Source organism: Pseudomonas sp. Y5-11, from assembly GCF_022368695.1.
GTDB classification, from domain to species: Bacteria; Pseudomonadota; Gammaproteobacteria; order Pseudomonadales; family Pseudomonadaceae; genus Aquipseudomonas; species Aquipseudomonas parakoreensis.
Map to the genome: position 1 here is coordinate 1,261,116 of NZ_CP058974.1, position 26,026 is coordinate 1,287,141.

At 60.2% G+C, this 26,026-nt stretch carries 26 protein-coding genes; 13 read left to right on the top strand and 13 right to left on the bottom strand.

Annotated elements, in window-relative coordinates; genetic code table 11:
• Positions 1–70: 70 nt before the first annotated feature.
• A complete protein-coding gene (locus tag HXW87_RS05640) occupies positions 71–475 on the bottom strand; it encodes an acetyl-CoA sensor PanZ family protein (RefSeq protein WP_239778553.1) in 405 nt (134 codons plus the stop codon).
• Positions 476–699: 224 nt separating this feature from the next.
• On the opposite strand from HXW87_RS05640, the gene HXW87_RS05645 reads away from it, so the two are divergent.
• From HXW87_RS05645 to HXW87_RS05675, 7 genes are all read left to right on the top strand, one after another.
• Complete coding sequence (locus tag HXW87_RS05645) at positions 700–2,364, top strand: OFA family MFS transporter (protein ID WP_239778554.1); 1,665 nt, start codon at positions 700–702, stop codon at positions 2,362–2,364.
• A 271-nt stretch (positions 2,365–2,635) separates the two neighbouring features.
• On the top strand, positions 2,636–3,229 hold the full coding sequence (gene hisB, locus HXW87_RS05650) for an imidazoleglycerol-phosphate dehydratase HisB (protein WP_007909204.1): 594 nt from the start codon (positions 2,636–2,638) through the stop codon (positions 3,227–3,229).
• Complete coding sequence (gene hisH / locus HXW87_RS05655; protein WP_121183239.1) at positions 3,229–3,867, top strand: imidazole glycerol phosphate synthase subunit HisH; 639 nt, start codon at positions 3,229–3,231, stop codon at positions 3,865–3,867. The genes hisB and hisH overlap by 1 nt, the downstream gene beginning before the upstream one ends.
• Positions 3,868–4,128 carry a DUF2164 domain-containing protein gene (locus HXW87_RS05660; protein WP_095667781.1) on the top strand — a complete coding sequence of 87 codons (261 nt, stop codon included), beginning with the start codon at positions 3,868–3,870 and terminating at the stop codon, positions 4,126–4,128.
• A gap of 42 nt (positions 4,129–4,170) precedes the next feature.
• Positions 4,171–4,908 carry a 1-(5-phosphoribosyl)-5-[(5-phosphoribosylamino)methylideneamino]imidazole-4-carboxamide isomerase gene (gene hisA / locus HXW87_RS05665; RefSeq protein WP_027611256.1) on the top strand — a complete coding sequence of 246 codons (738 nt, stop codon included), beginning with the start codon at positions 4,171–4,173 and terminating at the stop codon, positions 4,906–4,908.
• A 9-nt stretch (positions 4,909–4,917) separates the two neighbouring features.
• Positions 4,918–5,688 (top strand): imidazole glycerol phosphate synthase subunit HisF, encoded by a 771-nt coding sequence (hisF, locus tag HXW87_RS05670; RefSeq protein WP_007909211.1) that lies wholly within the window; start codon positions 4,918–4,920, stop codon positions 5,686–5,688.
• Between the two features lie 73 nt (positions 5,689–5,761).
• On the top strand, positions 5,762–6,517 hold the full coding sequence (locus HXW87_RS05675) for an ABC transporter substrate-binding protein (RefSeq protein WP_047290851.1): 756 nt from the start codon (positions 5,762–5,764) through the stop codon (positions 6,515–6,517).
• Here HXW87_RS05675 and HXW87_RS05680 read toward each other — a convergent pair.
• The 5 genes from HXW87_RS05680 to gpmI form a co-directional block, all read right to left on the bottom strand.
• Complete coding sequence (locus HXW87_RS05680) at positions 6,498–7,793, bottom strand: Vps62-related protein (protein ID WP_182403432.1); 1,296 nt, start codon at positions 7,791–7,793, stop codon at positions 6,498–6,500. The genes HXW87_RS05675 and HXW87_RS05680 overlap by 20 nt on opposite strands.
• A 113-nt stretch (positions 7,794–7,906) precedes the next feature.
• On the bottom strand, positions 7,907–8,683 hold the full coding sequence (locus HXW87_RS05685; protein WP_095667779.1) for a divergent polysaccharide deacetylase family protein: 777 nt from the start codon (positions 8,681–8,683) through the stop codon (positions 7,907–7,909).
• A 2-nt stretch (positions 8,684–8,685) separates the two neighbouring features.
• Positions 8,686–10,005, bottom strand: coding sequence for a S41 family peptidase (locus tag HXW87_RS05690; protein WP_041071409.1), 1,320 nt, complete (start codon positions 10,003–10,005; stop codon positions 8,686–8,688).
• Positions 10,006–10,036: 31 nt separating this feature from the next.
• A complete protein-coding gene (locus HXW87_RS05695; protein WP_041071412.1) occupies positions 10,037–11,323 on the bottom strand; it encodes a murein hydrolase activator EnvC in 1,287 nt (428 codons plus the stop codon).
• A gap of 252 nt (positions 11,324–11,575) precedes the next feature.
• Positions 11,576–13,102, bottom strand: a complete 1,527-nt coding sequence (gene gpmI, locus HXW87_RS05700) for a 2,3-bisphosphoglycerate-independent phosphoglycerate mutase (protein ID WP_095667777.1) — start codon at positions 13,100–13,102, stop codon at positions 11,576–11,578.
• A gap of 153 nt (positions 13,103–13,255) precedes the next feature.
• On the opposite strand from gpmI, the gene HXW87_RS05705 reads away from it, so the two are divergent.
• The 3 genes from HXW87_RS05705 to secB are packed head-to-tail and all read left to right on the top strand — an operon-like array spanning position 13,256 to position 14,468.
• Positions 13,256–13,669: a rhodanese-like domain-containing protein gene (locus HXW87_RS05705; RefSeq protein ID WP_041071418.1), complete on the top strand. Its 414-nt coding sequence runs from the start codon at positions 13,256–13,258 to the stop codon at positions 13,667–13,669.
• 1 nt (position 13,670) lies between these two features.
• Positions 13,671–13,925 (top strand): glutaredoxin 3, encoded by a 255-nt coding sequence (grxC, locus tag HXW87_RS05710; RefSeq protein ID WP_041071421.1) that lies wholly within the window; start codon positions 13,671–13,673, stop codon positions 13,923–13,925.
• Positions 13,926–13,982: 57 nt separating this feature from the next.
• Positions 13,983–14,468 carry a protein-export chaperone SecB gene (secB, locus tag HXW87_RS05715; RefSeq protein ID WP_025110924.1) on the top strand — a complete coding sequence of 162 codons (486 nt, stop codon included), beginning with the start codon at positions 13,983–13,985 and terminating at the stop codon, positions 14,466–14,468.
• 173 nt (positions 14,469–14,641) lie between these two features.
• Here the strand turns inward: secB and HXW87_RS05720 are convergent, their stop codons facing one another.
• Positions 14,642–15,097 carry a tRNA (cytidine(34)-2'-O)-methyltransferase gene (locus HXW87_RS05720; RefSeq protein ID WP_003220777.1) on the bottom strand — a complete coding sequence of 152 codons (456 nt, stop codon included), beginning with the start codon at positions 15,095–15,097 and terminating at the stop codon, positions 14,642–14,644.
• On the opposite strand from HXW87_RS05720, the gene HXW87_RS05725 reads away from it, so the two are divergent.
• The gene (locus HXW87_RS05725; protein WP_239778555.1) at positions 15,096–15,536 is read left to right on the top strand and encodes a hypothetical protein; all 441 of its coding nucleotides are present in this window, start codon (positions 15,096–15,098) and stop codon (positions 15,534–15,536) included. The genes HXW87_RS05720 and HXW87_RS05725 overlap by 2 nt on opposite strands.
• A 509-nt stretch (positions 15,537–16,045) precedes the next feature.
• Here the strand turns inward: HXW87_RS05725 and ntrC are convergent.
• The 5 genes from ntrC to glnA all read right to left on the bottom strand — a co-directional run bounded on the left by ntrC (position 16,046) and on the right by glnA (position 21,606).
• On the bottom strand, positions 16,046–17,482 hold the full coding sequence (gene ntrC / locus HXW87_RS05730; RefSeq protein ID WP_007961729.1) for a nitrogen regulation protein NR(I): 1,437 nt from the start codon (positions 17,480–17,482) through the stop codon (positions 16,046–16,048).
• A complete protein-coding gene (gene glnL / locus HXW87_RS05735) occupies positions 17,479–18,564 on the bottom strand; it encodes a nitrogen regulation protein NR(II) (protein ID WP_007961730.1) in 1,086 nt (361 codons plus the stop codon). Before glnL ends, ntrC begins: the two co-directional genes overlap by 4 nt.
• 231 nt (positions 18,565–18,795) lie before the next feature.
• The gene (locus HXW87_RS05740; protein ID WP_182403438.1) at positions 18,796–19,413 is read right to left on the bottom strand and encodes a DUF4124 domain-containing protein; all 618 of its coding nucleotides are present in this window, start codon (positions 19,411–19,413) and stop codon (positions 18,796–18,798) included.
• Positions 19,410–19,922, bottom strand: a complete 513-nt coding sequence (locus tag HXW87_RS05745; protein WP_182403440.1) for a DUF4124 domain-containing protein — start codon at positions 19,920–19,922, stop codon at positions 19,410–19,412. Before HXW87_RS05745 ends, HXW87_RS05740 begins: the two co-directional genes overlap by 4 nt.
• A 277-nt stretch (positions 19,923–20,199) precedes the next feature.
• Entirely contained in the window at positions 20,200–21,606 is a 1,407-nt protein-coding gene (gene glnA, locus HXW87_RS05750) for a glutamate--ammonia ligase (protein WP_003220788.1), read from the bottom strand.
• 328 nt (positions 21,607–21,934) lie between these two features.
• Between glnA and thiI the strand changes: the two genes are divergently transcribed.
• Positions 21,935–23,389, top strand: a complete 1,455-nt coding sequence (gene thiI / locus HXW87_RS05755; RefSeq protein WP_239778556.1) for a tRNA uracil 4-sulfurtransferase ThiI — start codon at positions 21,935–21,937, stop codon at positions 23,387–23,389.
• 139 nt (positions 23,390–23,528) lie between these two features.
• Positions 23,529–25,349 carry a translational GTPase TypA gene (typA, locus tag HXW87_RS05760; protein WP_007961739.1) on the top strand — a complete coding sequence of 607 codons (1,821 nt, stop codon included), beginning with the start codon at positions 23,529–23,531 and terminating at the stop codon, positions 25,347–25,349.
• Between the two features lie 216 nt (positions 25,350–25,565).
• Here typA and HXW87_RS05765 read toward each other — a convergent pair whose 3' ends face one another.
• Positions 25,566–26,003 carry a YkgJ family cysteine cluster protein gene (locus HXW87_RS05765; protein WP_239778557.1) on the bottom strand — a complete coding sequence of 146 codons (438 nt, stop codon included), beginning with the start codon at positions 26,001–26,003 and terminating at the stop codon, positions 25,566–25,568.
• Positions 26,004–26,026 lie beyond the last annotated feature (23 nt).

The following is a 26,026-nucleotide window of genomic DNA, read 5'->3' on the forward strand; positions in this document are numbered from 1 at the left end:
CCTTGTAGTTAGTCGAATTCGTAATTTAGCCGGGGAGTATAGCGCTGGATCCGCCCGGTTCGGGGCGCAGTCATGTCGCGAGGACGTCCAGCGGCACTTGCAATTTGATGGCCAGCGCCTGGATTTCAAGGTGCCCGGCCGGTGCGCGCAGGCGCAGTTGTGCACCCGCTTGCGACGCCATTTTCTGCGCTTGGTTCACCAGGCGCTCGGCCACCCCACGGCGCCGGGTGACTTTTCGTACACACAAATGTGACAAATACCAAACCCGGTCTTGCCTTGTCAGGCGAGCTGCGCCCAGCAGGCGATCATTGAAACGTCCTGCAATCAAAGAGCTGTCATCCAGGCTGTTTTCGATCAGTTGAGCGTCCCCGGAATACGGTGCGAACAGCCATTGCGGGGCGTCCCGATAGATTTTCTGCAGATCCTGTTGATCCTGGTAACTGGCATCGTGCAGCGCTTGGACAACGATCGGCATGGCTTTTTCCTGTGGGGGACGAGATCAGATGACATGAAAAAGGTGATATCAGTTTGGTTTTTCTGTCACGTGCAAATGGTAACCTTCGCCGGTTCGTCCGTCCTTCTGCGACTTAACGTCGCGCCTTCAAGGAGCTTCACCCGAAAAAACGGTCATGCCTGCGTGCATAAAGGCCGAGGGTGAGCAGTGGCTGGCGAACCATACTAATAATTGGGGGATACACAATGAGCACGAGCATCACGGCGGACGGCCTTCGCGCCGACCAGCCTGCGTTCCTGTCCAAGGAACGCATTATCGCCAAGCCCGGTTTCAACCGTTGGCTGGTTCCACCGGCCGCTCTGGCCATTCACCTGTGCATCGGCATGGCCTACGGTTTCTCGGTGTTCTGGTTGCCGCTGTCCAAGGCGCTGGGCGTCACGGCTCCGGTGGCTTGCGCACCGGACATGAGCTTCATCGCTCAGGTCTTCTCTTCGCAATGCGACTGGCCGATCTCCATGCTCGGCTGGATCTACACCCTGTTCTTCATCTTCCTCGGCTGCTCGGCCGCGATCTGGGGTGGCTGGCTGGAACACGCCGGGCCACGCAAGGCTGGCGTTGTGTCGGCATTGTGCTGGTGCGGCGGTCTGCTGATCTCGGCACTGGGGATTTATACCCACCAGATCTGGCTGATGTGGATCGGCTCCGGCGTGATCGGCGGTATCGGTCTGGGCCTGGGCTATATCTCGCCGGTATCGACCCTGATCAAGTGGTTCCCGGACAAGCGCGGCATGGCGACCGGCATGGCGATCATGGGCTTCGGCGGCGGTGCGATGGTCGGTGCACCGTTGGCGACTGCGCTGATGAGCCACTTCGCTTCGCCTGCCGGTGTCGGCGTCTGGCAGAGCTTCGTGGCCATGGCCGCGATCTACTTCGTGTTCATGATCGGTGGTGCGTTGGCTTACCGCGTGCCGCCAACCGGGTGGAAGCCTGAAGGCTGGACCGCTCCGGCGAAAAAAGCCTCGAACTCGATGATCACTCACCGTCACGTCCACGTGAATGTGGCGTGGAAGACCCCGCAATTCCGTCTGGTGTGGCTGGTGCTGTGCCTGAACGTGTCGGCCGGTATCGGCATCCTCGGCATGGCCTCGCCACTGCTGCTGGAAGTGTTCGGCGGCAAGCTGCTGGGCGTTGACGTGCCGTTTGGTCAACTGGACGCCGGGCAACTGGCTTCGATCGCCGCGATTGCTGCCGGCTTCACCGGTCTGCTAAGCCTGTTCAACATCGGTGGCCGCTTCTTCTGGGCCTCGTTCTCGGACTACCTGGGTCGCAAAAACACTTACTTCGTGTTCTTCGCCCTCGGTTTTGCCCTGTACGCGTTGATCCCGAACATGGGCCATCTGGGCAACGTTGCACTGTTCGTGGCGGCGTTCTGCATCATCCTGTCGATGTACGGCGGTGGTTTTGCGACCGTTCCGGCGTATCTGGCCGACCTGTTCGGTACGCAAATGGTCGGTGCGATTCATGGTCGCCTGCTGACCGCCTGGGCTGCGGCCGGCGTGCTCGGTCCGGTGCTGGTGAACTACCTGCGTGAGTATCAGTTGAGCATCGGCGTTGAACGCGCGGCGGCTTACGACATCACCCTGTACATCCTCGCGGGTCTGCTGGTGCTGGGTTTCCTGTGCAACCTGCTGGTGCGTCCGGTGGCCGACAAGTACTTCATGACCGACGCCGAACTGGCCGCCGAACAGGCGCTGGGCCACGACAAAGGTGCTGACGCGAGCACCGTGCTGGAGTGGAAAGCCGCGCCGGGCAGCAAGCCGCTGGCAATCGCCGCGTGGCTGGTGGTGGGCATTCCGTTGGCGTGGGGTGTGTGGGTGACCCTGCAGAAGACGGCGGTACTGTTTCACTAAGTAATGGGTAAAACGCAGTACCCCTGTGGGAGCGAGCCTGCTCGCGAAGACGGACGGTCAGTTGCCATAAGTGTTGGCTGACTCACCGCGTTCGCGAGCAGGCTCGCTCCCACATTTGTTTTCGGGGTGCCTGTAATGGCTTGTATGGACATGTCTACCCGCGACAGCCGGGCCTTCTGTCCGTCAGGCATATCACGTCGCGTGTTTCTGTTTCGGCCCCGCGTGCCTATAATGGCTGCCTTTTTCGCCCAATGATTTTGCGGAGCTGGTGATGGCCGAACGTAAGGCGTCTGTCGAGCGCGACACTCTGGAAACCCAGATCAAAGCCTCGATCAACCTTGATGGCACCGGAAAGGCCCGATTCGATATCGGTGTTCCTTTTCTTGAGCACATGCTGGATCAGATCGCCCGTCACGGGTTGATCGACCTGGATATTGAATGCAAGGGCGATCTGCATATCGACGACCACCATACCGTGGAAGACGTCGGTATCACCCTCGGCCAGGCCTTCGCCAAAGCCATCGGCGACAAGAAAGGCATCCGTCGCTACGGTCACGCCTACGTGCCGCTCGATGAAGCGCTGTCGCGCGTGGTGATCGACTTCTCCGGTCGCCCGGGCCTGCAGATGCACGTGCCGTACACCCGCGCCACCGTGGGCGGCTTCGACGTCGACCTGTTCCAGGAATTCTTCCAGGGCTTCGTCAACCACGCGCTGGTCAGCCTGCACATCGACAACCTGCGTGGCACCAATACCCACCACCAGATCGAAACCGTGTTCAAGGCATTCGGCCGCGCGCTGCGCATGGCCGTCGAGCTGGATGAGCGCATGGCCGGGCAGATGCCATCGACCAAAGGCGTTCTGTAATGCAGACGGTTGCAGTTATCGACTACGGCATGGGCAACCTGCACTCGGTGGCCAAGGCCCTCGAGCACGTGGGCGCCGGCAAGGTGCTGATCACCAGCGATGCGGACGTGATCCGTGAAGCCGACCGCGTGGTATTCCCGGGCGTTGGCGCGATTCGCGACTGCATGGCGGAGATCCGTCGCCTCGGTTTCGACGCGCTGGTGCGTGAAGTCAGCCAGGATCGTCCGTTCCTCGGCATCTGTGTCGGCATGCAAGCCCTGCTCGACAGCAGCGAAGAGAACGACGGCGTCGACTGCATCGGCCTGTTCCCGGGCGCGGTGAAGTTCTTCGGCAAAGACCTGCATGAAGACGGCGAGCATCTGAAAGTCCCGCACATGGGCTGGAACGAGGTGCAGCAGAAGGTCAGTCACCCGCTGTGGCACGATATTCCGGACATGGCGCGTTTCTACTTCGTGCACAGCTACTACATCGCCGCCGCCAACGCGCGGCAGGTAGTCGGTAGCGGTCATTACGGGCTCGATTTCGCTGCCGCGCTGGCCGATGGCTCGCGTTTCGCCGTGCAGTTCCACCCGGAGAAGAGCCATACCCATGGCCTGCAATTGCTGCAGAACTTCGCCGCGTGGGACGGTCGCTGGTAAATGGCTGCCAGGAAATCCAAGCCGCCGGTCCTGACCCTCACTCCCGAACAGGAGAGCGAGGCCAATCGCAAGATTCAGCGATTCATGGAGGATCGGTTCGAACTCGACCTGGGTTCGTTCGAAGCGGCGGAAATTCTTGAGCTGTTTACCCGCGAAATTGCTCCGCACTATTACAACAGGGCGATTTTCGATGTGCAGACCCACCTCAAAGAGCGGTTTGAAAGCATCGAAAGCGACCTGTGGGCGCTCGAGAAAAACTGATTTCCGAGCCAAGCTGAACATTCAAATTTGAAGGTTTGCCAGATGCTGATTATTCCCGCTATCGATCTTAAAGACGGTGCCTGCGTACGTCTGCGCCAGGGCCGCATGGAAGATTCCACAGTGTTCTCCGAGGACCCGGTGAGCATGGCTGCCAAGTGGGTGGAGGGCGGTTGCCGCCGTCTGCATCTGGTCGATCTGAACGGCGCATTCGAAGGCCAGCCGGTCAACGGCGAAGTGGTGACCGCGATTGCCAAACGCTACCCGAACCTGCCGATCCAGATCGGCGGCGGCATTCGCTCGCTGGAAACCATCGAGCACTACGTCAAGGCGGGCGTGAGCTACGTGATCATCGGCACCAAAGCCGTTAAAGATCCGGCGTTCGTCGCTGAGGCCTGCCGCGCGTTCCCGGGCAAGATCATTGTCGGCCTGGATGCCAAAGACGGGTTCGTCGCCACCGACGGCTGGGCGGAAATCAGCACCGTGCAGGTCATCGACCTGGCCAGGCAGTTTGAAGCCGACGGCGTCTCGTCGATCGTTTATACCGACATCGCCAAAGACGGCATGATGCAGGGCTGCAACGTACCGTTCACCGCTGCGCTGGCTGCTGCGACGAAGATCCCGGTGATTGCCTCCGGCGGTATCCACAATCTGGGTGACATCAAGTCGCTGCTCGACGCCAAGGCGCCGGGCATCATTGGCGCAATCACTGGCCGGGCGATCTACGAAGGCACCCTCGACGTCGCCGAAGCGCAAGCTTTCTGCGATTCGTACCAAGGCTGAGGACTGACCATGGCGCTGGCCAAACGCATCATCCCTTGCCTGGACGTGGACAACGGCCGGGTCGTCAAAGGTGTGAAGTTCGAGAACATCCGCGATGCCGGCGATCCGGTGGAAATCGCCCGTCGTTATGACGAGCAGGGTGCCGACGAGATTACCTTTCTCGACATCACCGCCAGCGTCGATGGCCGCGACACCACGCTGCATACCGTCGAGCGCATGGCCAGCCAGGTGTTCATTCCGCTGACCGTGGGCGGCGGCGTGCGCACCGTGCAGGACATCCGCAACCTGCTCAACGCCGGTGCGGACAAGGTCTCGATCAATACCGCAGCGGTGTTCAACCCGGAATTCGTCGGTGAAGCGGCGCAGCATTTCGGCTCGCAATGCATCGTCGTCGCTATCGACGCGAAGAAGGTCTCCGGCCCGGGTGAAACCCCGCGTTGGGAAATCTTCACCCACGGCGGGCGCAAACCGACTGGTCTCGATGCAGTCGAGTGGGCGAAGAAGATGGAAGGCCTCGGTGCCGGCGAGATCCTGCTGACCAGCATGGATCAGGACGGCATGAAAAACGGCTTCGACCTCGGCGTGACTCGCGCGATCAGCGATGCGCTGGGCATTCCGGTGATCGCTTCCGGCGGTGTCGGCAACCTGCAGCATCTGGCCGACGGCATCCTCGAAGGCCACGCCAGCGCGGTGCTGGCGGCGAGTATTTTCCACTTCGGCGAATACACCGTGCAGGAAGCGAAAGCGTATATGGCCAAACGCGGCATTGTGATGCGCTAAACCGTACAGGCCAGTGGACAGCATGGCGTACCCAAGGCACTCTTGGGCACGCCATGGATTCCGGTAGCCCGACATGATCAAACGCCTGCTTCTTGTTCTCGCCAGTGCTTCTGTGTTGTTGCTCAACACGGCGCGGGCCGAAAACAGTCCCGACACCGATCTGGTGCTCCTCACCGAAAACTTTCCGCCCTACAACATGGCGAAAGACGGCAAGAATTTCGCCAAGGGCGAGAACATCAACGGCATTGCCGCCGACATCGTGCGTGAAATGTTCAAGCGTGCCGGGCTCACCTACAGCCTGACGCTGCGCTTTCCGTGGGAGCGGGTCTACAAACTGGCACTGGAAAATCCCGGTTACGGTGCTTTCGTGATGGCGCGCCTGCCGGATCGCGAAAACCTGTTCAAGTGGGTCGGTCCGATCGGTCCGGACGACTGGATCATGTTGGCCAGGGCCGACAGCAAGATCACCCTCGAAACCCTCAGCGATGCGCGCAAATACAAGATCGGTGCCTACAAGGGCGACGCAATTGCCGAGACCCTGGCCAAGCAAGGCTTGAAGCCGGTGGTCGTCCTGCGCGATCAGGACAACGCAAAGAAACTGGTCAACGGCCAGATCGACCTGTGGGCCACCGGTGATCCTGCCGGGCGTTACCTGGCGCGGCAGGACGGGGTGACCGGACTCAAGACCGTATTGCGCTTCAACAGCGCCGAGTTGTACCTGGCGCTGAACAAGGACGTGTCGGATGCAACGGTCGCCAGGCTGCAGGCGGCGCTGGATCAGATGCGCAAGGACGGTGTGGTCGACGAAATCATGGGGCGCTATCTGTAGCTGTCGGCAACGCTTTGTCCGCGGCTTCATGGATGCATTCGTGCGACGGATACTGCAGCAGTTCCAGGCTCTCGTACTGGGTGTAGCCGAGGTTGATCCCGGCTTGCGAGCCATCTGCACGAAGCAGCTCGTAGAAGCTTTCCTGCTGATAAGCCGCGACAAATTTGCCTTTGTCGGCCATGGCGAGGACGTGGCAGACGAACGGTGTCAGCCAGCCGCTGGTTGAGGTTTCGCAGTGCGTGAACTGGCGGTCGAGTCTCGCCGAGAATGGCAGTGACGGATGGACGTCGCCCTTTGTTGCCCAGGCGCTCACAAAACTGATGGCGGTAACCTGGGTGAACAGGCGCAGCACCTTCGGATTCTGCAGCCGTTGCGCAGTCCACTTGAATGCCCGCGCCTTGTCGCCCGTATTGTGTCCGCTCCCGACCAGATAATACTGGTCGGTTCTTTCCAGGCGATAGAAGGGCGTGGTGCGTAATTGTTCGAGCGGTGACAGGTCATCCTTGACTACGAACCACGGAAGTTCCACCACTTGAGCGAGGGAGGCCGCTCCGTTGGTTTGCGGAGCGTCCGCTGCGCGGAGCGCCGGCAACACTGGCGATGATTTGATCAGCGGCGCGATCTGCATCCGCAAGGCAAAGACACTGACCTCGGCCTGTGGTCGGTTGAAACTGTCTGCCGCAACGAAGGTGCCCGGTGCGAAGTGAATGTCTCCCGGCGGTGCGCTGGGCGGCGTGACGCTCCAGGCGCTGAAACTTTGCCGTGCACCGCTGCCCTTGTCGCTCCAGAGCATATTGCCGACCGTTGAAGCGATCACCAGATCGGCCCGGACGCAGCGCACGCTACTGAGCAGTGGCTTGTCGTCGCCGCTGGAGCAAACCTGGCCCAAGGCAACGTAGCCGGCCGGGGGCAGCGGTCGCCAGACCGTGCAGTTGGTTTTGGCGCCCGAGCCGGTATCCTTCCAGACTTGTTCAAAGTCGAGGGGCGCGCTGAGGGCTCTGGCTTTTGTCGGGTCGGTCTCGCGCTCGCTGACAACGGCCACGATGTGTTTTGCGTTGATGTTGTCGTGGCTGCCCACCACGACATCGCCTAACGGAAAGTAACCCGGCAGCATCTCGGGAGAGGGGGTCGGGCGCCAAAAGCTCCCGGGTGCCGCTTTCGATCCGCTGCTGTCCCAGATGCGCTGGAAATCAGTCGTGAAGTTGATCAGCAGATTGTCCAGCGTGATCGGTTTTGCCTGTTGCGGGACGCCTGCGTCCTTGTCTTCGGTACTCATAATCAGCCCTGATAGTGAAAGACGACTCGGGAAGAGTCGTCACGGTTGCAGGGCTCACTATCCGGCCGTGAGCGGGCCGTTTGGCGGTAATTATGTATAGCGGGCGAGGCTGTTCAACGGTAGACGCCGTCCTTGCCATGGGCGGCGGTGGCGCGATTGCTGCGCACGCTGATCATCTGCTTGATGTCGATCCACTCGATGCCTTGTGCCTTGAGCTTCGGCAATTCACGTTCCAGTACGGCCAGGGTCTGCGGATACGGGTGACCGATCATCACCGCCGAACCCTGCTTGCGCGCCAGACTGATGGCGGTCTGCAGTTGGGTGAAGATGGCGGCTTCGGTGCGCTCGTCATCAAGGAACACATCCCGCGAAACACTCGCCAGATCGATCTTCTGTGCCTGTTGCGCCGCCACGGTCTGCGCACTGGTGCGGCTGTCGACGAAGAACTTGTGCCGGCGCTGCAACTCACCCATCAGCCACGCCATCGCCAGCGGCTGAGCGGTCATGCGACTGCCCATGTGGTTGTTGATGCCAGCGGTGTAGGGGACCATTTTGAAGGCAGCGTCGAGGCGCTTTTGCAGTTCCTCGAGCGGCAGTTCGGGATGCCAGGCGTAAGGGCCGGTGGCCGGGTCCATCGGCATGTGCAGAATCACGATCTTGCCGGCGCGATGGGCTTCGCGGGCGAATTCGGTAGCGTGCGGCGTGTCGGGCATGATCGCTGTGGTCACCGGTCCGGGCAGGGCCAGCACGCGGCGATCCCGGGGCAGGTTCTGCCCCAGGTCGTCGATGATCAGCGTCAGGTAGGCTTTTGGCGGGGTGGTTCTGGCAGGTTCTGCGTGAGCAGCACCCGCCAGACAGCACAGCAGGACGAAGAAGAAACGCAACGACATCCTCAACGGCCGGATGTGATGCTCAGCCCTTTGAGCAGGCTCAGCGCCTGGGCCAACTGGTAATCGTCATCCTGCGGCATGGCCTTGGCCTTCGCACCGGAACCGGTCGGCTTGTCCGCGCCGCCGTTGCCGTTGCCCAGGTGACCTTGCAGGTCGGCTTCCTTGAAGTAGTCGCCGTCGGCTTCGTTGGTGATCTTGGCCTTGCGCACTTCGATGTCCGGGACGATGCCCTGCGCCTGGATCGAGCGGCCGTTCGGCGTGAAGTACAGCGCGGTGGTGATCTTCAGCGCGCGGTCGTTGTTCAGCGGCAGCACGGTTTGCACCGAGCCTTTGCCGAAACTGGTGGTGCCCATGACCACGGCGCGTTTCTGGTCCTGCAGGGCGCCGGCGACAATTTCCGAAGCCGAGGCGCTGCCACCGTTGATCAGCACGACCATTGGTACCGCTTCGCTTTCGTCCTTGCCGGTGGCGGAGAAGCGCAGTTCGGAGTTGGCGATCCGGCCTTTGGTGTAGACGATCAGGCCTTTCTTGATGAAATGGTCGACCACTTCCACGGCGGCTTGCAGCACCCCGCCCGGGTTGTTGCGCAGGTCGAGGATGATGCCGTTGAGCTTCTTGCCGTTATCCTTGCGCAGCTTGGCCAGGGCCTTGGAGACCTCTTCGCCGGTCTTGACCTGGAACTGGGTGATGCGGATGTAGCCGTAGCCCGATTCCAGCAGCTGCGCCTTGACGCTCTTCACTTGAATCACGGCGCGGGCCAGCGTCACGTCGAACGGCGTACCGCCATCGCGCACCAGGGTCAGGGTGATTTTCTGGCCGATCTTGCCGCGCATCTTGTCCACGGCTTCGGTCATGGTCTGGCCGCGGGTCGGCTGGCCGTTGATCTTGACGATGAAGTCTCCGGCCTGAATGCCGGCCTTCGACGCCGGGGTGTCGTCGATCGGCGAGACGACCTTGATGAAACCGTCTTCGGAGCCGACTTCGATGCCCAGGCCGCCGAATTCGCCGCTGGTGCTTTCCTGCAGTTCGGTGAAGTCTTCAGGGCCGAGATAGGCGGAGTGCGGATCGAGGTTGCTGAGCATGCCCTTGATCGCGTTTTCCAAAAGGGTCTTGTCGTCCACCGGCTCGACATAGGCGGCCTTGATCCGGTCCATCACCTCGGCAAAGGTGCGCAACTCTTCCAGCGGCAACGGTGCCTTGGCGGTCGCGGCAGTGCCTGCCGGTGCGACGGCCGGGGCCGGTTGAGCGGCGAACGCCAGAGGCGCGCCGATCACCAGGGCGATCGTCAGGGCCAGCGAGGTAAGGCGGGACAAATGCAGCATGTCGAACGAACTCCTGAATTAGGCGACGCGCTTATCCTTGCGCGTGACACCATTGCGCCGGATCACTCGGGTGACCCTGCTGACGAATTGCGAAATACAGCGCTGGTGTGTCCTGACCGCCACTGTTACCCACAGTGGAGATCGACTCACCGGCTTTTACCACGTCACCGGCCGACTTGAGCAGCGTCTGGTTGTGACCGTAAAGACTCAGATAACCATTGCCGTGATCGAGGATCACCAGCAGCCCCGCGCCACGCAACCAGTCGGCGAACACCACGCGCCCGCCGTGCACGGCATGCACCTGGCTGCCGGCGGCGGCGCTGATCATCACGCCATCCCACTTGGTGCGGGCATCGTCGCCACGGCTTTCGCCGAAGCGTGCCAGCAATCGACCATCAACCGGCCACGGAAGTTTTCCCCGGGTTGCAGCAAAAGGGCCACCGAAGGTCTCGCCGCTGCTGGATACCAGCGCGCCTGGCGTTGACTTGACTGGTTTTCGTGGGGCGTCGCTGGTGTCAGCCTGCGCCTCACGCAAACGCTTTTTTTCCGCTTCCTGCTGGGCGATCAGCGCTTTCTGCCGCGCTTCTTCTGCCTCACGGGCCTGACGGGCCAGGGTTTCTTCAATGGTTTTAAGGACTTTAGACAGGTCTGCCTGATCCTGCTCGCGGGCGGCCAGTTTCTGGTCGCGGGCTTTCACGTCATCGTTGAGCTTGGCGAGGACTTGCTGGCGCTCCTTGCGGACTTTTTCCAGTTCGTCGCGCTGGCTGTCGAGGCTGCTTTTCTGCACCAGCAATTGCGCCTGCTGCGTGGCGATGTCTTTTTCGACATTGGCCAGTTGGCGCAGGGTTTCGTTGAAGTTCTTCAACTGCTCCAGGCGGGCCTGGCTCAGGTAATCGTAATAGGTGAGGGTGCGGGCGAATTTCTCGGGATTCTGCTGGTTGAGCAGCAGCTTGAGGTATTCCTGACGGCCATTCTGGTAGGCCGCGCGGGCCTGGATGGCAATCAGTCGCTGTTGTTCAGTGCGCGCGCTCTGGAGTTTTTTTTTCTCCGCATCGAGTCGCTGCAGCTCGGATTCGCTCTTCTTCAGCTCTTTCTGCAGGGCATCGACCTGTTTCTCGAGCTTGCCCATCTCGGTTTCAGTGCCCTTGAGCTCTTTCTGCACACCGGATTTTTCTTCCTGCAGCTTGCCCAGCAGCTTTTTCAGCTCGGCAATGTCCTGACGCGTGGCATCCAACTGCTGTTGGGTTTGCGCGCGCTCGTCAGCGAAGGCCGGTTGGAGCAGGCAGGTCAGAGCGAGGGCGATCAGGACGCGGAGCATAGAGGCGGGCGGCACCAGGGTAATGGACGGCCTAGTATGCCCGCCCGGGGCTGCAAAAAAAACGCCCAATTGGGCTTGTGTGATAACTGGAGCGGCGCAGAGGCCCATTTCCATTTCGAAAACCCCATAAACCACTGTGGGAGCTGGCTTGCCAGCGATGGCGTCTGCACATTCAACATAGCTGTTGGCTGTCAGATTGCTATCGCTGGCAAGCCAGCTCCCACAGGGTTTGGCGGTGTTTGATCTGGTGAATTACACCAGAATCGAGGTACCCGTCATCTCCGCCGGTTTTTCCAGGCCCAGCAGCATCAGCATGGTCGGAGCCACGTCCGCCAGTACGCCGCCTTCACGGACCTTGAGGTCACGCTTGCCGACATAAATGAACGGCACAGGCTCGGTGGTGTGCGCGGTGTGCGCCTGGTGGGTTTCTTCATCGGCCATTTTTTCGACGTTGCCGTGGTCAGCGGTGATCAGCGCTTCGCCGCCGACTTTTTCCAGCGCCTCGACGATGCGCCCGACGCAGGTGTCCAGGCATTCCACGGCTTTCACCGCAGCGTCGAACACGCCGCTGTGGCCGACCATGTCGCCGTTGGCGTAGTTGACCACGATCACGTCGTAACGCTGGTGTTCGATGGCGTCGACGATACGGTCAGTCACTTCCGGCGCACTCATTTCCGGCTGCAGGTCGTAGGTGGCGACTTTCGGCGACGGGATCAGAATGCGCTCTTCGCCCGGGAACGGTTCTTCACGGCCACCGGAAAAGAAGAAAGTGACGTGTGCGTATTTTTCGGTTTCGGCGATGCGCAGCTGGGTCTTGCCGTTTTTTGCCAGATAGTCGCCAAGTACATTTTCCAGGCTGCCCGGAGCGAAGGCGGCCGGGGCCGGGATGCTGGCCGCGTATTGGGTCAAGCCGACGTACTGCACTTTTGGCTGGCGCGCGCGCTCGAATTCCTTGAAATCGTCTTCGACGAACACGCGGCTCAGCTCGCGGGCGCGGTCGGCGCGGAAGTTCATGAACACCACGGCGTCGCCGTCTTCAACCTTGACCGGCTCGCCGATGGTGGTGGCTTTGACGAATTCGTCGCTTTCGCCACGGGCGTAGGCAGCGTCGAGGCCTTCCTGAGCAGTGGCGGCGTTGAATTCGGCGTTGCCGTCGACGATCAGGTTGTAGGCCTGTGATACACGGTCCCAACGGTTGTCACGGTCCATCGCGTAGTAGCGACCGATGAGGCTGGCGATGCGCCCCTTGCCGAGCGCCTGGAACGTCGCATCGAGCAGTTCGATCGACGAAGCGGCGCTCTTTGGCGGCGTGTCGCGGCCATCAAGAAAGGCGTGCAGGTAGATTTTTTCGGCGCCGCGCTTGAATGCCAGTTCGGCCATGGCGATCAAGTGATCCTGGTGGCTGTGCACGCCGCCATCGGAAAGCAGGCCCATGAAATGCACGGCTTTGCCGGCGGCCACGGCTTTATCCACAGCCGCGCAGATGGTCGGGTTCTCGAAAAACTCACCGTCGCGGATCGCTTTGGTCACGCGCGTGAAGTCCTGATACACCACGCGCCCGGCGCCGAGGTTCATGTGGCCGACTTCGGAGTTGCCCATCTGGCCGTCCGGCAGACCGACGTCCATGCCGCTGCCCGAGATCAGGCCGTTCGGCACCGTGGCCCACAGGCGATCGAGCACTGGCTTCTTCGCCGCATACACGGCATTGGATTCGTGGCTGTCACTGTGACCGAAGCCGTCGAGAATCATCAGGACCAAAGGTTTAGGCGTGGTAGTCATGGAATCCACTCGTGGCTAATAAAGAAGAGGGCGATGGAAAAGGGAGTGGCAGTTTAAAGCGAAGTTCCTGCGGCGTCACCGCCGGACGGGGTTTGGCCCACCATAGTGGCTGTGTATACTGGCCGACATTTTAACGCCCTGGAACCTCCTTCGATGGTTGCTCACCTGATTGAATTTGCCACTAACCACTACATTCTTGTCGGTATCTTCGTCGTACTGCTGGCTCTGCTGCTGGCGCACACGATGCAGGGCGGCGGTAAAAGCCTGAGCACTGGCGAGCTGACCGCATTGGTCAACAAGGACGCAGGCGTGGTGGTGGACATCCGTCCGGCGAAAGATTACGCCGCCGGTCATATCGTTGGCGCGATCAACATTCCTCAAGACAAGCTGGCTGCGCGTGCCGGTGAGCTGGAAAAGCACAAGGCCAAGACCATCATTCTGGTGGACGCCCTGGGCCAGACCGCTGGTACCCACGCTCGCGAGCTGATGAAATCCGGCTTCACCGCCGCCAAGCTGTCCGGCGGGATCTCCAGCTGGAAAGGCGACAACCTGCCGTTGGTGAAGTGATATGAGCGAAGTCATCGTCTACTCCAGCGATTACTGCCCTTATTGCATGCGAGCCAAGCAATTGCTCGCGAACAAAGGTGTGGCCTTCGAAGAGATCAAGGTCGATGGCAAGCCGCAGATTCGTGCTGCCATGAGCCAGAAGGCCGGACGCACCTCCGTGCCGCAGATCTGGATCGGCGACAAGCACATCGGCGGTTGTGATGATTTGTATGCCCTGGAGCGCGCCGGCAAGCTCGACGCGCTGCTCAAGGCCTGAACGGCTGCACCCACGTACAGCAATCCCTAAAAGACCCAAGATCAGAAAGGATCTGAGATGACTGACCAACAGAACACTGCAGCCAGCGAAGAAGAAACCGCACCGCAATTCTCCTTGCAGCGCATCTACGTACGCGATCTGTCCTTCGAAGCCCCGAAAAGCCCGGCGATCTTCCGCCAGCAGTGGGACCCGACCGTCGGTCTGGATCTGAATACCCGTCAGAAAGAACTGGAAGGCGATTTCTACGAAGTCGTGCTGACCCTGTCCGTGACCGTGAAAAACGGCGACGAAGTGGCCTTCATCGCTGAAGTGCAGCAGGCCGGTATCTTCCTGATCAAGAACCTGGACGCGGCTTCGATGAGCCACACCCTGGGTGCGTTCTGCCCGAACATCCTGTTCCCGTATGCTCGCGAAACCCTGGACAGCCTGGTGACCCGCGGTTCGTTCCCGGCCCTGATGCTGGCGCCAGTGAACTTCGACGCCCTGTACGCGCAAGAGCTGCAGCGCATGCAGGCTGCGGGCGAGACGCCGACCGTTCAATAAGCGGTTTGAGCGACAACGAAAAAAGCGCCGTAACGGGCGCTTTTTTCTTGGGTTGGAATACAGACTTCATGACTTCATGTAGGAGCTGCCACAGGCTGCGATCTTTTGATCTTGATCTTCAAAAACAGGATCAAAAGATCGCAGCTTTCGGCAGCTCCTACAGGATCGGGTGGTTATTTGAAGTCGTTCTGCCGCCACGCTTCGTACACGGCCACCGCCACGGTGTTGGACAGGTTCAGGCTGCGGCAGCCTTCACGCATCGGCAGGCGCAGGCGCTGTTCGGCGGGCAGGGCGTCGAGCACTTCCGGCGGCAGGCCACGGCTTTCCGGGCCGAAGATGAACGCATCGCCCGGGACGAACGCGGCGTCGTGAAACGGCCGCGAGCCCTTGGTGGTGAAGGCGAACAACCGTGGGTTGCCGAGGCTTTCCAGGCAACTGGCGAGGTCGGCGTGGCGCTGCAACGTGGCATATTCGTGGTAGTCGAGACCGGCCCGGCGCAAGCGTTTGTCGTCCATCTCGAAACCCAGCGGTTCGATCAAATGCAGGTGGCAGCCACTGTTGGCGCACAGCCTGATAACGTTGCCGGTGTTCGGCGGAATTTCTGGTTGAAAAAGGATGACGTGAAACATGCACGGCTCCGAAGGTAAAGATGACGCGCATTCTACGCCGCCAGCCGACCCGCGTTCGAAACTATTCCCGCGGGTGATTGGTTCGCTGGCGATTTTCGGCTTGATGGTCGGCTTGATGATCGGTCGCCTGACCACGCCGGACCCGAGCGTGCTGCAGCAGGTCGACGTGACCGCTGACGGCCTGGTGGTGTGGTTCAACAATGAGCCGAAGCTGCACGGCGAGATCATCGACGGTACCGTGGCCTTGTTGTTTCAGGCTGAAGGCCGCGCGCAGAAGGGCCAGCTCAAGCTCAATGGCAAGGATGTGAACTGGCGTACGCGAGCGAGTGACGGTGGGCTGTTGTTGACAGTGCTGGCGGCGCGGCCGCTGCAAGGGGAATGGGCCGGGAGCAAGGTCGATGACCGCTGGCGGCTGGAGATCCATCTCCGGGAGCAATAAAAGCGGGAATCCCCGGCCTGCCTGTACCGGGGTTCCCAAAACGGGGTGGACTTCGCTGAGAGCGTCGGTCCGGTGTAAAGAGGGAACCCCCGGCCTGCCTGTACCAAGGATCCCAAAAGGGTGGGTTCGCCGCGTTGCGGTTTGAACCCGGTGTAAAGAGGGGAATCCCCGGCCTGCCTGTACCAAGGCCCCCGAAACGGGTGGTGAATCGAATCACCTGTGAGGGATGATGCAGGCGGCGTGCCAGTTTTAGTATTTCGAAACAGAAAAAAAGCTTCAGATGCACGAAAGCCCCGTAAATCGGGGCTTTGATGCTTCTGCGTGGCTGGAGCTTTGAACCCGGTTGGTGTTTTTTTGATCAGTGAGATATGCCCAATTGCGGTTCGCCGTGCCTTGTGGCGGTGCACACAAAAAAAGATCGCAGCCTTCGACAGCTCCTGCAGGGCTATACATTCTCTGCAGGAGTTGCCGAAGGCTGCGATCTTTTCGCGGACGATTAGAGGAGGGGCTTAGCCCTCATCCCCCTCATCATCATCCCCACCGTCCACTTTCATCCCCAATTCCTTGATCTTGCGCGTCAGGGTATTACGCCCCCAGCCGAGCAATACCGCCGCATCACGCCGGCGTCCGGCCGTGTGCTTCAGCGCGGTCTCGATCATGATCCGCTCGAACGCCGGCACTGCGCTGTCGAGCAGGCTCGACTGGCCACGGGCCAAGGCTTGATCGGCCCACTGACGCAGCGCCTGCTCCCAATTGGTCACCGGTGCCGAATCCTGCGGCAGGCTCAGCAGTTCCGGCGGCAGGTCACTGATGTGCACTTCGCGACCGGAGGCCATCACGGTGATCCAGCGGCAGGTGTTCTCCAGCTGCCGCACGTTGCCCGGCCATGGCAGGTTCTTCAGGTACTCCTCGGTCTCGCTTTTCAGCAGCTTCGGTTCCACCGCCAGTTCTTGCGCGGCGCGGCTGAGGAAGTGTTTGGCCAGGGTCGGGATGTCTTCGCGACGGTCCGACAGGCGCGGAATGTGGATGCGGATCACGTTGAGGCGGTGGAACAAGTCCTCACGGAATTTGCCGGCGTGCACCAGGGTTTCCAGGTTCTGGTGGGTCGCGGCAATGATCCGCACATCGACCTTGACCGGCACATGTCCGCCAACGCGATAGAACTCTCCGTCGGCCAGCACCCGCAGCAAACGGGTCTGGGTATCGGCTGGCATGTCGCCGATTTCGTCGAGGAACAGCGTGCCGCCGTCCGCCTGTTCGAAACGTCCACGGCGCAGGTTGGCCGCGCCGGTAAACGCGCCTTTCTCGTGGCCGAACAGCTCGGATTCCATCAGGTCCTTGGGGATCGCCGCCATGTTCAATGCGATGAACGGCGAGGCCGCGCGCGGGCTGTGGCGGTGCAGGGCGTGGGCCACCAGTTCTTTACCGGTGCCGGATTCGCCGTTGATCAACACCGTGATGTTGGAGTGGCTCAAGCGGCCGATGGCGCGAAACACTTCCTGCATCGCCGGTGCTTCACCGATGATTTCCGGGGTGCGGGTCAGCGCGGGTACCACTTCCAGGCCTTGCTGTTCCTGCGCATGCTGATTGGCGCGCTTGACCAGCGACACCGCCTCGTCAACGTCGAACGGCTTGGGCAGGTACTCGAACGCGCCGCCCTGATAGGAGGCGACGGCGCTGTCCAGGTCGGAGTGAGCGGTCATGATGATGACCGGCAACCGTGGGTGCTGTTCGCGGATGCGCGCCAGCAGATCGAGGCCACTGGCGCCCGGCATGCGGATGTCGGAAATGATCACATCAGGCTGCTGACGGGCCAGACGACTCATCACGCCATCGGCGCTGTCGAAGCTCTGCGTGGTCATGCCTTCCTGCTGCAAGGCTTTTTCCAGAACCCAACGGATAGAACGGTCGTCATCGACGATCCACACGGTTTCACTACGGCTCATGTCGATGTGGCTCCTTGTTCCAGTGGCAGAAAGATCGAGAACGTGGTGTGGCCGGGGTGGCTGTCACACTCGATCAGGCCCTGGTGCTGGCTGATGATGTTCTGGGTGATGGCCAGGCCCAGCCCGGTACCGTCCGGGCGGCCGCTGACCATGGGAAAGAAGATGGTTTCCTGAAGTTCCGCCGGGATCCCCGGGCCGTTGTCGATGATTTCGATCTTGGTTACCAGGCGATGGCGGACGTGGCCGATGGTGAACTGGCGCATGGTCCGGGTGCGCAGGCTGATGCGCCCCAGACGCAGCTCGTTCTGGCTGCTGATTGCCTGCATCGCGTTGCGCACGATGTTCAGCACGGCCTGAATCATTTGTTCGCGGTCGATCAATACGTCGGGAATGCTCGGGTCGTAGTCGCGCACCAAGGTGATGCAGCCCTGGCTTTCCGCCTCGACCAGTTGGCAGACGCGTTCGAGCACTTCGTGGACGTTGCACAGCGCCAGCGATGGCAGCTTGTTCGAGCCGAGCATGCGGTCGACCAGATTACGCAGGCGATCGGCCTCTTCAATGATCACGTTGGTGTAGTCGCGCAGGCTGTCTTCCGGCAACTCGCGGGCCAGCAATTGCGCGGCGCCACGGATGCCGCCGAGCGGATTCTTGATCTCATGGGCCAGACCGCGCACCAGCATTTTGCTGGTTTCCTGCTTGGACAACTGCGCCTCTTCCTTGGTGATCCGCAGCAGGCGGTCACGCGGGTGCACTTCCAGCAAGAGCATGGTTGCGCCGTTGCTGAGGATCGGCGTCACCGCGTAGTCCACGGTCAGGGTCTGGCCGGTGAGGGCGGTGAGCATCGCTTCGCGCTTGGTGAACGGGTGCGCCTGTTCGACTGCCTGACGCAGCGAGTTGAGCGCCTCGGTAGACTCGGTGAACAACTCGCTGATGAACTGCCCATGGCTGCGCTGGCCGCTGATGGCGAGCAGCATCTCGGCCGCCGGGTTCATGTACTCAAGGCGCAATTCGGCGTCGAGCAGGATGGTAGCGGTGGTCAGGTTGTCGAGCAGCAAACGGTGGATTGCGTCGCTAATAGTCATCGGAGCCTCTTTTGGGGGCGGAGCGTGCGCAAGAAGCAGGCGTCGTTAAACGGAAAATGCAAAAACCAAACCAAGGCTCCGAAAAGAAGCGTTCGTCCCCTGAAACAGGCGTTTGACGCTCGTTTGCGTGGCGCCAATGTGCTCAGGGCGGGAAGTTTCGAACCAAATTGGGTTGAAATGTGAGTACGGTGCAGTCTTATGCACCAATATAGTGCGCAAAGCTGAACAGCGTTAGAAGAAGCGCAGGAAGGGATTTTTTTCTTCGGCGGGTTTGTCTTTCAATGGGCATTCCGGGCGCACGCCGTAGTCCTCGCTGACGCAGGGTTTGACCTGGCGTTTCTGTGCCAGCGAGATGCGCAGCATGTGGAACGGCTGGTTGGCGGTGCGTTCGACGGTGCGACCCTGCTCATCGAGGATTTCCACTGACAGGTTATGGCTGCCGCGATCAATGTTGCTCAGCGGGAAAACAGGACTCAGGCCCGGCTCGCCAGTGGCTTGTCCGTCCAGCAGCAGGCGATAGCGGTGACCCTGCTGTAGACCCGGTTCGCTGGTGACGCTGACGATCACCTCGCCCGCGCTGCTGCGAAGGGTCGCGTCCGGCTCGGGGATGAGGATGCGCAGCATGTCGTAGTGAAACAGCGGTTGTTCCGGGGATTTTTTTGCGACGTTGATCGGCGCAGCGACCGTGGGGTTGGCCGACATGCGGTTGCTGGTTGCGATGGGAACGCGCTTGGCATTGCCGCGCGGCTGATCGGTGTAGACGCGATTACCCTGCGCATCGACGTAGGTGAAGACCTCCGCCGAAACGGGCAGGGCGAACAGACACAGGATCAGCCAGAAAATCCTCATGGCTTGTGCACCCGCTGCACGGTGAACTCCACCGTTGGGCTCTGCTGGATGATCGCTTCGCCGTCGATCACCTGCACCGCGAGACGATGCTCGCCACGATCAACATTCACCAGTTGCAGGATGGGCACGTTGCTCGGCTGGCCGTAAGGCGCGTCGTCCAGCACCAGCCTCAATTGGTGCGGCGCCTGCAGGCGCGGCTTGATCAGCACATTGACAGTGAAGGTGCCGTTGTTGGCGCGCAGCGCTTCTTCGCTGGGCAGGCCGGTCAGCTCCAGCACCTCGTAGGCACTGCGTGCCGCGGGGCGTGTGTCGGTGCTTGAAGGCGCTGGCGCGCTCGGTGCCTGTGGCTCGACGCTGTTAAGTGGCGGCAACTCAAGCGGTTGCGCTTTGACGCCGTCCGGCGAGTGATCGCTGTAGACCGTGTTGCCGTTGGCGTCGGTGTACTTGTAGATCTGCGCGGCGGCGGGCAAGGCGATCAGCAGCAGAATGTAGAGAAAGGTGCGACCCATGAAATCGACCGGGAAAGAAAGCGATGGGGTGCAGCATAGGCCAGGGTGCGGCGGTTGGCCCAGCCCGGGATATATCCGGAGATCATTCAGACGCCAAAATCCCCTGTGGGAGCGAGCCTGCTCGCGAAGGCGGTCGCCATCCCCGTCAATGACCCACCGTATTCGCGAGCAGGCTCGCTCCCACCGGGGATTTGTGTAGCTTCATAAATCGTGGGCAATAAAAAGGCCTCCCGAAGGAGGCCTCTTTTGTCACGCTGCGTAGCGCAGCGCTACCGGATCAGCAGCTGTAGTACAGCTCATATTCCAGTGGGTGTACGAAGGTACGAACCTTGATTTCTTCTTCGGATTTCAGCGCGATGTAAGCGTCGATGAAGTCGTCGGAGAATACGCCGCCCTTGGTCAGGAACGCACGGCCCTTGTCCAGCTCTTCCAGGGCTTCTTTCAGGCTGCCGCAAACTTGTGGGATCTCTTTCGCCTCTTCAGGCGGCAGGTCGTACAGGTTTTTGTCAGCGGCATCGCCAGGGTGGATCTTGTTCTGGATACCGTCCAGACCGGCCATCAGCAGTGCTGCGAAAGCCAGGTACGGGTTGGCAGCCGGATCCGGGAAGCGAGCTTCGATACGACGGCCGCGTGGGCTGTTGACGTAAGGAATACGGATCGAGGCGGAGCGGTTGCGAGCCGAGTAAGCCAGCATCACCGGCGCTTCGAAACCTGGCACCAGACGCTTGTAGGAGTTGGTGGCCGGGTTGGTGAAACCGTTCAGGGCCTTACCGTGCTTGATGATACCGCCGATGAAGTACAGGGCGGTTTCGGACAGGCCGGCATAGCCTTCGCCAGCGAAGGTGTTCTTGCCGTCTTTGGCGATGGACATGTGTACGTGCATGCCCGAGCCGTTGTCGCCGTACAGTGGCTTCGGCATGAAGGTCGCAGTGCGGCCGTAAGCGTCGGCAACGTTGTGGACAACGTATTTCAGGGTCTGAACTTCGTCAGCTTTTTTCACCAGGGTGTTGAACTTGACACCGATTTCGTTCTGACCGGCAGTCGCCACTTCGTGGTGGTGAACTTCAACGGTCTGGCCCATCTCTTCCAGTGCGTTGCACATGGCAGTACGGATTTCGTGGTCGTGGTCGAACGGCGGAACCGGGAAGTAGCCGCCTTTGATGCCAGGACGGTGGCCTTTGTTGCCGCCTTCGATGTCCTGGTCGGACATCCACGAACCTTGCTCGGAGTAGATCTTGAACATCGAGCCGGAGATGTCGGATTTGAACTTCACTTCGTCGAAGATGAAGAATTCTGGTTCTGGACCGGCGAAGACGGTGTCGCCGATACCGGTGGTCTTCAGGTATTCCTCGGCGCGGTGCGCGATGGCGCGCGGGTCGCGATCGTAACCTTGCATGGTCGAAGGTTCGATGATGTCGCAAACCAGGATCAGGGTCGCGTCTTCGGTGAACGGGTCGAGAACGGCAGTATCGTCGTCCGGCAGCAGGATCATGTCGGAGGCTTCGATGCCTTTCCAGCCAGCGATGGAGGAACCGTCGAACATCTTGCCGACTTCGAAGAAGTCGTCTTCCAGCGCATCGCGAGCCGGCATGGTCACGTGGTGCTGAGTGCCTTTGGTGTCCGTGAAGCGCAGATCAATCCACTTGACGTCATGATCTTTGATGAGTTGAACCGACTTCGACATAGTGTCCTCCGGGTGGCTTAGGGCTTGGTAGTGGATGCCCTTAATTTGGGTGATGCCGGCGCAGATACTCTGCCAAGGCAACCTGCCTCACAAGGGAGCAAATTGCATGCCAGTGCCCCAGCATGGGTTTTTTGCCCCAATTTCACGCTTTCAAAGCAAGAAAGCGCCATAAAGGCGAATTTATCGCCCCTTAATGTAGCGCTTCAAATCAGAAATGACCCGTTTTGGTGCAAGTGAAACCTTCTGCATATTAACTGGTTAAACCTTGAGCAATTTCCGCTATAATCCGCGCCCCCCTTTTTCGGCTGGCCCTGCGCGCGCTGTTTTCATGAAACTAATCGTAAAAGTCTTCCCCGAGATCACCATCAAAAGCCGCCCTGTCCGGATGCGTTTCATCCGCCAGCTGGCCAAGAACATCCGCGCCGTGCTCCGCGATCTGGATCCGGCCGTGGTGGTGAACGGTGTGTGGGACAATCTCGACCTGGAAACCCGTGTGACCGACCCCAAAGCCTTGAAAGAGATGGGCGAGCGCCTCACTTGTACTCCCGGCGTCGCGCACTTTCTGCAGATCGACGAATACCCGCTGGGCGACTTCGACGACATCACCGAGAAGTGCAAACAGCACTACGGCGATGTGCTGGCCGGGAAGATTTTTTCGGTGCGCTGCAAACGTGCAGGCAAGCATCCGTTCAGCTCGATGGACGTCGAAAAATACGTCGGCAGCAAGCTGCGTCGCGAATGCGGGGCGGCCGGAATCGACCTCAAAGACCCGGAAATCGAAGTTCGCATCGAAGTTCGCGACCAACGGTTGTTTGTCATACACAGCCAGCACAACGGTATTGGCGGTTACCCGCTCGGCGCCCTGGAGCAGACGCTGGTATTGATGTCCGGCGGCTTTGACTCGACGGTTGCCGCGTACCAGATCATGCGCCGCGGCCTGATGGCGCATTTCTGCTTCTTCAATCTGGGCGGACGTGCCCACGAACTGGGCGTGATGGAAGTCGCGCATTTCATCTGGAAGAAGTACGGCAGCTCGCAACGCGTGCTATTTGTCAGTGTTCCGTTCGAAGAAGTGTTGGGCGAAATTCTCGGCAAAGTCGATAACAGTCATATGGGCGTCGTATTGAAGCGTATGATGTTGCGCGCATCGTCGGCCATTGCCGACCGGCTGCACATCGACGCGCTGGTCACCGGCGAAGCGATTTCCCAGGTATCGAGCCAGACGCTGCCGAACCTGTCGGTGATCGACTGCGTGACCGACAAGCTGGTCCTGCGCCCACTGATCGTTGCGCACAAGCAGGACATCATCGACACGGCCAACGAGATCGGCACCGCCGATTTCGCCCGGCACATGCCGGAGTACTGCGGGGTCATCTCGGTCAATCCGAAGACCGCCGCCAAGCGCCACCGTGTTGAGCACGAAGAGAAAGAATTCGACATGGCGGTCCTCGAGCGTGCGCTCGAAAACGCCAAACTGGTGCCGATCGATCGAGTGATCGACGAATTGGGCCAGGACTTGCAGATCGAAGAAGTCGGCGAAGCGCTGGCCGGTCAGATCGTCATCGACATCCGTCACCCGGATGCGGCCGAGGATGACCCGCTGGAACTCGCCGGCATAGAAGTACAGACGATGCCGTTCTACGCAGTGAACGCTCGTTTCAAGGAGCTGGATCCGACTCGCCAGTACCTGCTGTATTGCGACAAAGGCGTGATGAGTCGCCTGCATGCTCACCATTTGCTCAGTGAGGGGCATGCCAATGTGCGCGTTTATCGACCGAGCTAAGTGCCCGGGGCTGTTTGCCTGTGGCCTGCGTCACCGGCCCCCCGACACCGCCGTCAAGCTGTAACGGCCATGCCGGACACTACTGTTAATCGCTGCCAAGACTTGTCAGCAAACCGAATCCTCTGATCGAGATACACAAGTGATCGAAAATCTACGTAACATCGCCATCATTGCCCACGTTGACCATGGTAAGACCACCCTGGTAGACAAACTCCTGCGTCAATCCGGCACCCTGGAGCGCAACGAGCTCAACGACGAGCGCGTGATGGACTCCAACGACCAGGAAAAAGAGCGCGGTATTACCATCCTGGCGAAAAACACCGCCATCAACTGGAACGGCTACCACATCAACATCGTGGACACCCCGGGCCACGCCGACTTCGGCGGCGAAGTAGAACGCGTAATGTCGATGGTTGACTCCGTTCTGCTGCTGGTTGACGCTCAAGACGGTCCTATGCCGCAAACCCGTTTCGTGACCAAGAAGGCGTTCGAAGCCGGCCTGCGTCCAATCGTGGTGATCAACAAGGTTGACCGTCCAGGCGCGCGTCCGGACTGGGTTCTGGACCAGATCTTCGACCTGTTCGACAACCTCGGTGCGACCGAAGAACAACTGGACTTCCAGGTTGTTTACGCTTCGGCCCTGAACGGCATCGCCGGTCTGGACCACACCGCCATGGGCGAAGACATGACTGCGCTGTACCAGGCAGTGGTCGACCACGTTCCGCCTCCGGCCGTTGACCGTGACGGTCCGTTCCAGATGCAGATCTCCGCTCTGGACTACAACAGCTTCCTGGGTGTTATCGGTGTTGGCCGTATCGCTCGTGGTCGCGTCAAGCCGAACACTCCGGTTGTCGCAATCAGCGCCGACGGCAAGCGCCGCAACGGTCGTATCCTGAAGCTGATGGGTCACCACGGTCTGCACCGCATTGACGTTGAAGAAGCAGCAGCCGGCGACATCGTCTGCATCAGCGGCTTCGACGAGCTGTTCATCTCCGACACCCTGTGCGACATCAACACCGTCGAGGCGATGAAGCCGCTGACCGTTGACGAGCCAACCGTTTCCATGACCTTCCAGGTAAACGACTCGCCATTCTGCGGTAAAGAAGGCAAGTTCGTGACCTCCCGTAACATCAAGGATCGTCTGGACAAAGAGCTGCTGTACAACGTTGCACTGCGCGTTGAAGAAGGCGACTCGGCTGACAAGTTCAAGGTTTCCGGCCGTGGTGAGCTGCACCTCTCGGTACTGATCGAAACCATGCGTCGCGAAGGCTTCGAGCTGGCCCTGGGCCGTCCTGAAGTGATCATCCGTGAAGTTGACGGCGTGAAGCAGGAACCGTTCGAAAACGTCACCATCGACATCCCTGAAGAATCGCAGGGCAAGGTCATGGAAGAGATGGGTCTGCGTAAAGGCGACCTGAGCAACATGGTGCCGGATGGCAAGGGCCGTGTTCGTCTGGAATACAACATCCCTGCTCGCGGTCTGATCGGTTTCCGTAACCAGTTCCTGACCCTGACCAACGGCGCTGGCATCCTGACCTCGATCTTCGACCGTTACGCGCCAGTGAAGTCGGGCCACATGTCCGGCCGTCAGAACGGCGTTCTGGTTTCGGTTGAAACCGGCAAGGCACTGACCTACTCGCTGGAAACCCTGCAGGCTCGTGGCAAGCTGTTCGTAGAACACGGCCAGGAGATCTACAACGGTCAAATCGTTGGTCAGAACAGCCGCGACAACGACCTGGGTGTGAACCCTACCAAAGGCAAGAAGCTCGACAACATGCGTGCTTCGGGTAAAGACGAAACCATCGCTCTGGTACCACCTGTTCGCTTCACTCTGGAACAGGCTCTGGAATACATCCAGGAAGACGAGCTGTGCGAAGTCACTCCTAAGTCCATCCGTCTTCGCAAGAAGATCCTGGACGAAAGCGAGCGTACCCGCGCTGCCAAGAAAGCCAAGGCGTAATTCAGCCCGAGCTTGAAAAAAACGCCCCCGGTCGCGAGACCGGGGGCGTTTTTGTTTGTCCGGGATTTGTGCGGTGTTTGTGCTGGCCTCATCGCTGGCAAGCCAGCTCCCACAGGGTTTTGCGTCGCACATGAATCTTGTGTACGACAACAATCAATGTGGGAGCTGGCTTGCCAGCGATGGCGGCCGGACAGGCGCCGAAAATATCAGGAAAGGTCAGAACTTCTCGATCGACCGCGAATTCTGCACCCGCTCGACTTCTTTCGGCTTGTACGCGCAATACCCCGGCCGTGGGCCGACTTTCGGGTGGTTGCGGCAGGTGTCCGGGCGCTTGTCATAAATGGTGCACAGGCGGCTTTTACGATCCAGGTAGTAGCAATCGTTGTTGCTCATGCGCTGCAGGGTGAAGATCCCCGATTTCTGGTTGAAGCGCTCGACCAGCCCTTCCTTTTGCAGGCGCTTGGCGATGTTCTTCGGCGGATCGCCCAGCTCGAACTCGTCGACCACGCCGATGCGTACCAGGTCCTTGATCTTGACCTCGACCGGCAGGGTGCAGCAGCTGGAGACACAAGAGCCGCACATCGGGGCCGAATATTTGGCCCACGTATCGAGACGGTCGATCTCGGCGGCGGCAATCAGGTTGGGCTTCATCATCGGGGGTTACCAGGCGTGTGTGC

Coding starts and splice junctions, on each gene's coding strand:
- HXW87_RS05765 (WP_239778557.1), bottom strand. CDS start 26,003: ATGATGAAGCCCAACCTGATTGCCGCCGCCGAGATCGACCGTCTCGAT.
- HXW87_RS05705 (WP_041071418.1), top strand. CDS start 13,256: ATGGTTGCTCACCTGATTGAATTTGCCACTAACCACTACATTCTTGTC.
- glnA (WP_003220788.1), bottom strand. CDS start 21,606: ATGTCGAAGTCGGTTCAACTCATCAAAGATCATGACGTCAAGTGGATT.
- HXW87_RS05690 (WP_041071409.1), bottom strand. CDS start 10,005: ATGCTGCATTTGTCCCGCCTTACCTCGCTGGCCCTGACGATCGCCCTG.
- hisA (WP_027611256.1), top strand. CDS start 4,171: ATGCTGATTATTCCCGCTATCGATCTTAAAGACGGTGCCTGCGTACGT.
- ntrC (WP_007961729.1), bottom strand. CDS start 17,482: ATGAGCCGTAGTGAAACCGTGTGGATCGTCGATGACGACCGTTCTATC.
- HXW87_RS05720 (WP_003220777.1), bottom strand. CDS start 15,097: ATGTTTCACGTCATCCTTTTTCAACCAGAAATTCCGCCGAACACCGGC.
- HXW87_RS05660 (WP_095667781.1), top strand. CDS start 3,868: ATGGCTGCCAGGAAATCCAAGCCGCCGGTCCTGACCCTCACTCCCGAA.
- HXW87_RS05680 (WP_182403432.1), bottom strand. CDS start 7,793: ATGAGTACCGAAGACAAGGACGCAGGCGTCCCGCAACAGGCAAAACCG.
- thiI (WP_239778556.1), top strand. CDS start 21,935: ATGAAACTAATCGTAAAAGTCTTCCCCGAGATCACCATCAAAAGCCGC.
- HXW87_RS05740 (WP_182403438.1), bottom strand. CDS start 19,413: ATGAGGATTTTCTGGCTGATCCTGTGTCTGTTCGCCCTGCCCGTTTCG.
- grxC (WP_041071421.1), top strand. CDS start 13,671: ATGAGCGAAGTCATCGTCTACTCCAGCGATTACTGCCCTTATTGCATG.
- glnL (WP_007961730.1), bottom strand. CDS start 18,564: ATGACTATTAGCGACGCAATCCACCGTTTGCTGCTCGACAACCTGACC.
- hisH (WP_121183239.1), top strand. CDS start 3,229: ATGCAGACGGTTGCAGTTATCGACTACGGCATGGGCAACCTGCACTCG.
- HXW87_RS05675 (WP_047290851.1), top strand. CDS start 5,762: ATGATCAAACGCCTGCTTCTTGTTCTCGCCAGTGCTTCTGTGTTGTTG.
- HXW87_RS05725 (WP_239778555.1), top strand. CDS start 15,096: ATGCACGGCTCCGAAGGTAAAGATGACGCGCATTCTACGCCGCCAGCC.
- hisB (WP_007909204.1), top strand. CDS start 2,636: ATGGCCGAACGTAAGGCGTCTGTCGAGCGCGACACTCTGGAAACCCAG.
- gpmI (WP_095667777.1), bottom strand. CDS start 13,102: ATGACTACCACGCCTAAACCTTTGGTCCTGATGATTCTCGACGGCTTC.
- HXW87_RS05645 (WP_239778554.1), top strand. CDS start 700: ATGAGCACGAGCATCACGGCGGACGGCCTTCGCGCCGACCAGCCTGCG.
- HXW87_RS05685 (WP_095667779.1), bottom strand. CDS start 8,683: ATGTCGTTGCGTTTCTTCTTCGTCCTGCTGTGCTGTCTGGCGGGTGCT.
- HXW87_RS05745 (WP_182403440.1), bottom strand. CDS start 19,922: ATGGGTCGCACCTTTCTCTACATTCTGCTGCTGATCGCCTTGCCCGCC.
- hisF (WP_007909211.1), top strand. CDS start 4,918: ATGGCGCTGGCCAAACGCATCATCCCTTGCCTGGACGTGGACAACGGC.
- secB (WP_025110924.1), top strand. CDS start 13,983: ATGACTGACCAACAGAACACTGCAGCCAGCGAAGAAGAAACCGCACCG.
- HXW87_RS05695 (WP_041071412.1), bottom strand. CDS start 11,323: ATGCTCCGCGTCCTGATCGCCCTCGCTCTGACCTGCCTGCTCCAACCG.
- HXW87_RS05640 (WP_239778553.1), bottom strand. CDS start 475: ATGCCGATCGTTGTCCAAGCGCTGCACGATGCCAGTTACCAGGATCAA.